The following is a 3,597-nucleotide window of genomic DNA, read 5'->3' on the forward strand; positions in this document are numbered from 1 at the left end:
GGCAGGGCGCCGGCAAGTCCCAGCGTGCTCGGACTGGGAGACGCCCCGCAGAATACAATTCTGCGATACGGCAGAGTGCAACTCTGCGCTACGAGCTTTGTCGTCCATCCCGCGGACCAAGCAGTAACAGGTGAGAGATTCCGCGCGGTGAAGAATTACCTATGAACTTATTGCGAACCACTTCCTCGGCTCTTTGCTTTTGGTGCGTCGCCATCGCTTCGCTTCAGGCTCAACAAACGGCTCCCGTCACGATCACGGTTACGGAACGCGGCAGCGGAAAACAAGTGCCTTGCCGCATCCACTTGAAGGACGCCGGCGGAAAGCCAGTGCGCGCTCCGGAGTTGCCTTTCTTTCGCGATCATTTTGTTTGTCCGGGTAAGGTCCGGCTTGAATTGCCGGTGGGAAATTACACCTGCGAGATCGAACGCGGCCCGGAATACAGCGTGGCCAGCGGGACGCTTCAGGTTCGCGAGCGGACCGAATCAGATTGGGGATTCCAGTTGAGTCGCCTGGCGGACCTGGCGGGCGAAGGCTGGTGGTCCGGCGAACTCCATGTGCACCGCCCCGTCCAGGACATTGAGTTGTTGATGGCCGCCGAGGATTTGCACGTGGCGCCGGTCATCACGTGGTGGAACAACCGAAATCTGTGGGCGACCAATCGTCCGCCGGAAAAATTGCGCGTCCGCTTTGGCGAGAATCGGTTCTATGAAGTCATGGGCGGCGAAGACGAACGCGAAGGCGGAGCGCTGCTTTTCTTCAACCTCAAGCAACCGCTGCCGATCACGGCTGCGCAACGCGAGTATCCGTCGCCCATGCAATTCCTGGCGCAAGCTCGCCAGCACGCCGGCGCGTGGGTCGATATCGAAAAGCCGTTTTGGTGGGATGTGCCGACGTGGCTGGCGAGCGGCCAGGCGGATTCGATCGGCCTCGCGAACAATCACATGTGCCGCGACCAAATGTACGTCTCGGAAGCCTGGGGCAAGCCCAGGGACACGCAGCGTTTGCCGCCGCCACGCGGGAACGGCCTCTGGACCCAGGAGATTTACTATCACATTTTGAACTGCGGCTTGCGCCTCCCGCCCTCCGCCGGCAGCGCGTCCGGCGTGCTGCCCAATCCGGTGGGCTATAATCGCGTCTATGTTTATCTCGGCAAGAAACTCGATTACGACAAATGGTGGGAGGGCTTGCGCGCCGGGCGGTCGTTCGTGTCGAACGGGCCGCTCCTTCGATGCCGCGCCAACGGCAAACTTCCCGGCAGCGTTTTCTCCGCGCGAAAGGGGAAGGAAGTGAACCTCGAGATCAAAGCTGAGTTGACCACGCGCGATCCGATCTCTGGTCTCGAGGTCGTCAAGAACGGCCGGGTCGAGCAGCGCGTTTCGTTCGAGGAATGGAGGAAAACCGGGAGGATCGGGAAGCTGAGATTCAACGAGAGCGGCTGGTTCCTGGTGCGCGCAATTGCGGACAACACGAACACGTTCCGGTTCGCCTCCACCGCGCCATTCTACGTGGAGATCGGAGAGGCCAAACGCCGCGTGAGCCGAACTTCCGCGCAGTTCTTTCTGGACTGGGTCCGCGAACGCCGGCAGCGGGTGAAGTTGGACAACTCGTCCCAGCGCGCCGAAGTGCTGGCCTACCACGAAAAGGCCGAGAAATTCTGGGCGGACCTGTTGAGCAAAGCCAACGCGGATTAGTTTAGTTTAGTTTAGCCGCGGGGAACGCAGCGCGGCAAAGCCAGGCAGAGCCGCAGCCGAATCGTTACAACGTTGAAAGTCTATCCCACGGACCGAGCAGTAGTGCCCGAAGCTTTGCCAGAAGGGCTACATTGTGTGGGCAAACAGGAGTCGGCATGAAAGGAGAATCTACTGTCTTGCGAGGTCTGACTGTGCTTTGGCTCTGTTTTCTCTGTGCCCTCTTGTTGAAACCAATGACCGGCTTCGTTCCGAACAGGAGGGAACAAAGTCAACAGAGGCTATTGAACTTTTCGGTCTCTACGGCGAAGCAACTGCCAGCCTGGCCCGCACATCGTCCGGCAGTGGAATTGTCTCCTGTTGTCCGAGCCACGCGAAGGCTTGCGGCAGATCGGCGAACTTCCCCTCCAGTTGCGCTTCGTAAGCCTGCTTGACGATGGACCCAAGTGCCGGCCCCGGTTTCCAACCGAGTTCGATCAGGTGCCGCCCCATCAGGATCGGTTTCGGCGCGTGGGTCTGGACCTTCAGCGCGGCAGCCCTGGCCTGCAATTCCAGCGCGCCTTCCGGAACGGTCTGCGGTTTCGGAGGCCGGCCCATCGCGTCGGCCGTGATGATCAAACAGAGGTGCTCGATCGATTCCGGTTCCAGCCGTTTGGCGAGCCGGCGCACGGAGCGATCCGTGATCGTCTGCAAATGCGCGAGATGGTTGGCCACGAGCGGCAGCACCCGGTCGCGGATCGCTTGCGGCGCGTTGATCCGCCGCAGGAATTGCTCCGCGAGCGGGCCGCCCGCCTCCTCGTGGCCGGGCGACACGATGCGCATTCTCCCGTCCTTGCGCGCGCGCATCGTCGTGGAAGGTTTCCCAAAATCGTGCGCCAGGACTGCGAGCAGGAAGACGATTCTCGACTCCGGATCCGCTTGCTGCCAGCCCGCCTGGCGGACCAGCGCGTCGCAGCAGTGGCACGTGTGCACGAACACGTCGCCTTCCGGATGCCAGTCCGGTTCCTGCGGCACGCCGCGCAAGGCGTTCAATTCCGGGAAATGCTCGATCCATTCCGTCGCCGCCAGAAACTTCAAACCCGCGGACGGGACCGCGCTTTGGCCGGCCCACTTGAACCATTCCTCGCGCACGCGTTCGCTAGCCAGTTCGCCGTAGCTTCCTTTCATCCTGCGGCAGAGCGCGACCGTCTCTGGCGCAGGCGCCAGGTTGAACCGGGAGGCGAATTGCATGCCGCGCAACACGCGCAGCGGATCTTCGGCGAAAGCTTCGCTCGTGTGGCGCAAAATCCGGTTCTTCAAATCCGCTTCTCCGCCGAAAAAATCCAACACCTGCCGGGTTCGCGGATCGAACAGGAGCGCGTTGATCGTAAAATCCCGGCGGGCGGCAGCTTCCTTCAAGGAAATCCCCGGATCGAAAGTGATTTCAAAACCTTTGTGGCCGGGCGCGACTTTGGAGTCGCGGCGGGGAATGCTGAAGTCGAACGTGGAACCGCGAGTGGTCGTCAGCTTCACGACGCCGAATGATTTTCCCACCAGGTCGGGCCTCCCCCAACGCGACAGCGCGGCCACCAATCTGTCGTAGCCGATCCCAAAAACCTCGACGTCGAAATCCTTGTTGGGAATGTCCAGCAGCCAGTCCCGCACACAGCCGCCGACGTAATGCGCCGCCCTCAATTCCGGCGTGCCCGCCAGGATTTGGGAGAGTTCGTCCGGTGCAATGAAGTTCATCGAAGCCAGAATGAGCCACAGTTTGCGGCGCTCGGCAACAACAGGCAGAAATTTGATAGGGGTAGGGATGACACACGAGCGTCACCCCTCCCTCCGAACCGGACGGACGGATTTCCCGCATCCGGCTCTCCGGTTGATGGGGTCTCGACGAGAGAGAGCGCACCTTTCGTGCGGTCTCCAA

The 3,597-nt window shown here is 61.2% G+C and carries 2 protein-coding genes; one reads left to right on the plus strand and one right to left on the minus strand.

The annotated features are described in order from the left end of the window. Nucleotides 1-161: 161 nt before the first annotated feature. Nucleotides 162-1,691 (plus strand): hypothetical protein, encoded by a 1,530-nt coding sequence (locus tag FJ398_26740; protein MBM3841480.1) that lies wholly within the window; start codon nucleotides 162-164, stop codon nucleotides 1,689-1,691. Between the two features lie 297 nt (nucleotides 1,692-1,988). Here FJ398_26740 and FJ398_26745 read toward each other — a convergent pair whose 3' ends face one another. Then, nucleotides 1,989-3,416 carry a polynucleotide adenylyltransferase gene (locus FJ398_26745; GenBank protein ID MBM3841481.1) on the minus strand — a complete coding sequence of 476 codons (1,428 nt, stop codon included), beginning with the start codon at nucleotides 3,414-3,416 and terminating at the stop codon, nucleotides 1,989-1,991. Nucleotides 3,417-3,597 lie beyond the last annotated feature (181 nt).

Source organism: Verrucomicrobiota bacterium (assembly GCA_016871535.1).
Taxonomy (GTDB): Bacteria; Verrucomicrobiota; Verrucomicrobiia; order Limisphaerales; family SIBE01; genus VHCZ01.

Bases quoted from the DNA above. Each gene is read 5' to 3' on its own strand.
- FJ398_26745 (MBM3841481.1), bottom strand. From the start codon at position 3,416: ATGAACTTCATTGCACCGGACGAACTCTCCCAAATCCTGGCGGGCACG.
- FJ398_26740 (MBM3841480.1), top strand. From the start codon at position 162: ATGAACTTATTGCGAACCACTTCCTCGGCTCTTTGCTTTTGGTGCGTC.